This window comes from Halomonas sp., assembly GCF_041689495.1.
Lineage (GTDB): Bacteria > Pseudomonadota > Gammaproteobacteria > Pseudomonadales > Halomonadaceae > Halomonas.
On record NZ_JBDNGD010000175.1, the window covers coordinates 1 to 3,499 of the forward strand.

At 64.9% G+C, this 3,499-nt stretch carries 4 protein-coding genes; 3 read left to right on the forward strand and 1 reads right to left on the reverse strand.

The features are described from left to right. The first annotated feature begins 53 nt into the window (after positions 1-53). On the forward strand, positions 54-827 hold the full coding sequence (locus ACESMD_RS06035; RefSeq protein ID WP_372611276.1) for an enoyl-CoA hydratase-related protein: 774 nt from the start codon (positions 54-56) through the stop codon (positions 825-827). Between the two features lie 106 nt (positions 828-933). On the opposite strand, the gene ACESMD_RS06040 is transcribed toward ACESMD_RS06035, so the two are convergent. Continuing rightward, the gene (locus tag ACESMD_RS06040; RefSeq protein WP_372611278.1) at positions 934-1,812 is read right to left on the reverse strand and encodes a DMT family transporter; all 879 of its coding nucleotides are present in this window, start codon (positions 1,810-1,812) and stop codon (positions 934-936) included. Positions 1,813-1,950: 138 nt separating this feature from the next. On the opposite strand from ACESMD_RS06040, the gene ACESMD_RS06045 reads away from it, so the two are divergent. Both ACESMD_RS06045 and ACESMD_RS06050 read left to right on the forward strand, forming a co-directional pair. After that, entirely contained in the window at positions 1,951-2,796 is an 846-nt protein-coding gene (locus ACESMD_RS06045) for an MOSC domain-containing protein (RefSeq protein WP_372611280.1), read from the forward strand. Between the two features lie 213 nt (positions 2,797-3,009). Then, the coding region (locus tag ACESMD_RS06050) for an ADP-ribosylglycohydrolase family protein (protein WP_372611282.1) at positions 3,010-3,499 on the forward strand (490 nt) is incomplete at its 3' end.

Genomic DNA, 3,499 nt, shown 5'->3' on the forward strand with positions numbered 1-3,499 from the left:
CTATGATGACGGTCTATGATGACCGTCCCTGAAACCCGCCACTGGAGTGACTAATGAGCGATAACTTGATCATCGTCGATGAGAACGCCGGTGTCGTGCGGCTGACCATCAGCCGCCCCAAAGCGTTGAACGCCCTTAACAGCGCGGTGTTCACCGAGCTGGCGTCGGTGCTGACCGATCTCGAGACGCACCATGATCTGCGTGCCGTACTGATCACCGGCGCCGGCGAGAAGGCCTTCGTGGCCGGTGCCGATATCGCCGAGATGCGTGACATGACCCCGGAACAGGCACGGGCCTTTGCCGGGCAGGCCTTGCAGACCCTCAAGCGTCTCGAGGCACTGCCGGTACCGGTGGTCGCCCTGGTCAACGGCTTCTGCCTGGGCGGCGGCTGCGAGATCGCCCTGGCCTGCGACTGGGCCGTGGCCAGCGACAACGCCATGTTCGGTCAGCCCGAGGTAGGGCTGGGCATCATTCCCGGCTTCGGTGCCACTCAACGCCTGCCGCGCCGTGTCGGACCGGCCATGGCGCTTGACCTGGCCACCACCGGTCGCAAGATTGATGCCACCGAGGCCCTGCGCATCGGACTGGTCAACCGCGTGATGCCGCGAGACGCGCTGGATGCCTATACCGAAGAACTGACCACGCAGCTTTCCGGAAACGGCCCGGTCGCGGTCCGCAGCGCCAAGCAGGCGGTGCACGATGGCCTGGACCAGGACCTCGACAGCGCCCTGGCACTGGAAACGAGCCTCTTCGCGCTCTGTTTCGCCGGGGAGGAGCCTCGCGAAGGCATGGGCGCCTTCATCGAGAAACGCAAGCCGAGCTTCTGATCCTTATGGTGCAGACGACGTAACGGCCATGGCGGCGAGGCCAGAGCCGTTCGTCTTCCCTTGGCGGGTCCTGTCTATTGCCTTTTCGAGCTCCGGGAGTGCTGTCTCAGGCCCGGCGGGCACGCAGCCGGATCATTCGGGTGGCTATCGCCGTACCCGCCAGGGTGATGATCATGCCGGCGATGATCTGCAGGCTGAGCGTCTCGTCCAGTATCAGGTAGCCCCAGAACAGGGCGCTGACCGGCACCAGGAAGGTCACCGTGGAGGTGGCTGTGGCTCCGGCGCTGGCGATCAGCCCGAAGTAGAGCAGGAAGGCCACCGTGGTGCTGAGCACCGCGAGCGCCAGGCCATTGCCCCAGGCCAGGCCGCTGATCGGCTCCGCGGGCCACAGCAGGAGGCCCGGCACCAGCAGGATCAGCGCCGAGGCGGCGGTGCTGCCCGCGGCCAGGACCCGCACGGGCAGGTGCGAGAGGTGCATCCTGGCGTAGTTGCCGGCCACGCCATAGCAGAAGGTCGCCCCCAGCACGGCGAGGATGAACCAGCCGTCACCGCCCAGCGCGAAGTCCAGCCGGTCGGCCGAGAGAACATAGACCCCGAACAATGCCATGGCCAGCCCCAGGTACTGCTGTCGCTGTACCGGGGTGGCGAAGAACAGCGCCCCGAGAAGAGCCGTGAAGATCGGCGTGGTGGCGTTGATCAGTGAGGTGAAGCCCGCCTCCAACCGGGTGGTGGCGAGCGCCAGCAGCGAGAAGGGCAGCACATGGTTGATCAGGCCCAGCAGGAAGAGCCGGCCCCAGTGCTCCCGTACCAGCCGAAGGTAGTGAACGCTGAGCAGCAGCGGTACCAGCAGGAGGGCACCGATGCCCATGCGCACCAGCACCAGCGGCACCGGCCCGAACTCGGGAGCGGCAACCCGCATGAAGATGAACGACATGCCCCACAGCGAGGAGAGCAGGACCAGGCGCAGGGTATCGGCGGGCGTCATTCGACATCCTTGTGGGAAACGACAGGTGGGAAACGACAGGCCAGCAGGGTACGGTTGAAACCGATGCATGGGAAGCCACCTGCCCAATCAGCATAGCGGATGACTGGCGGTTAATGCCTGGATAACGAGGATCCTTACGTGCGCATTTCTCAGCTGAATATCTATCCGGTCAAGTCGCTCCAGGGCATTGCCCTGGAAACAGCCAGGCTCACCGAGGCGGGGCTCGCCCTCGACCGGAACTGGATGCTGGTCGACGATATTGGCCGTTTCGTTACCCAACGGGAACTGCCGGCCATGGCCAGGATCGCCGTGAGTCTCGACGCCGAGTCACTGGTATTGACGCACCCGGATGCCTCGCCCTTGCGAATGCCGCTCGTGCGCGATGACTCGCCGTGCCTTACGGCCTACGTCTGGGAAGATCGCTGCGAGGTGCTGGACGAGGGCCCGGCCGCCGCCCGCTGGCTGACCGGGGTACTGGGGGCACTCAGGGGCAGCGGCCTGCGTCTGGTACGTCTGGCGCCGGAACATCGTCGACGGGTCGAGCCGCACTTCCTGCGCCAGGGCGAGCGTCCCCATACCGCTTTCGCCGATGGCTATCCTTTCCTGGTGGCCTCCGAGGCCTCCCTGGGCGAGCTCAATCGCCGACTCGACGCCAAGGGGCTCGGTCCCGTTCCCATGAGCCGTTTTCGGCCCAATATCGTCATCGATGGGGAAACGCCCTTCGCCGAGGACGGCTGGGAGGCACTTGTCTCGGCCGACGGGACGAGCCGTCTGGGCCTGCGCAAGCCCTGCCAGCGCTGCAAGATCACTACCGTTGACCAGCACTTCGGCGAGATCCGCGAGCCCGGTGAGCCGTTGCGCACCCTGGTCGAGATGAACCCTCGAGTGTCGAGGGGCGGCTTCTTCGGCCAGAACGCCATCCTGCTGGACGGTGAGGGTGAGGCGCTCAGCGTCGGTGATCGGCTGGAGGAGGTGTCAGGATGAAGGCGGATCCTGTGCCCGAGATGTCATGGAAGTCATTTCCACGCCACGACCTTCTGGGCTACCATCAGAGGTAGCCTCCGTGATGCTGGCGGACTTTCATGCGCGACATCTTGTACCGATTGTCCGAGTGAGCGTCACCAACCGCAATCGACTCGACACCCAGGGACGGCGTTACTCGAAGGGACTCGCCCGCTGCTGACCGGAGAAGGCGCCATGCTCGGATCCATTGCTGGCGATATCATCGGTTCCGTTCATGAGGGGAGGGGTACCAAGACCCGTGATTTCCCCCTGTTCACCTCGGCGAGCACCTTCACCGATGACACTGTTCTCACCGTGGCGGTGGCCGATGCGTTGCTCAGGGGCGGAGATTTCGTCGATGCCTATCATGATTTCTTTCACCGCTATCCCGGTGCCGGTTTCGGCGGCAGATTCATTCGCTGGGCCTCGGAGCGTCAGCGGTTGCCCTACCACAGCTGGGGCAATGGCTCGGCCATGCGTGTCTCTCCGGTGGGCTTCGCTGCCGGCTCCCTGGATGAGGCCCTGACCCTGGCCCGACAGTGCGCCGAGGTGACCCACGATCATCCAGAGGGCATCAAGGGCGCCCAGGCCGTTGCGGCAGTGATCTTCCTGGCTTCCATCGGTACCGACAAGGCCGAACTTCGTGCCGAGGTGGAGGGTCGGTTCGGCTATGACCTCTCGCTCA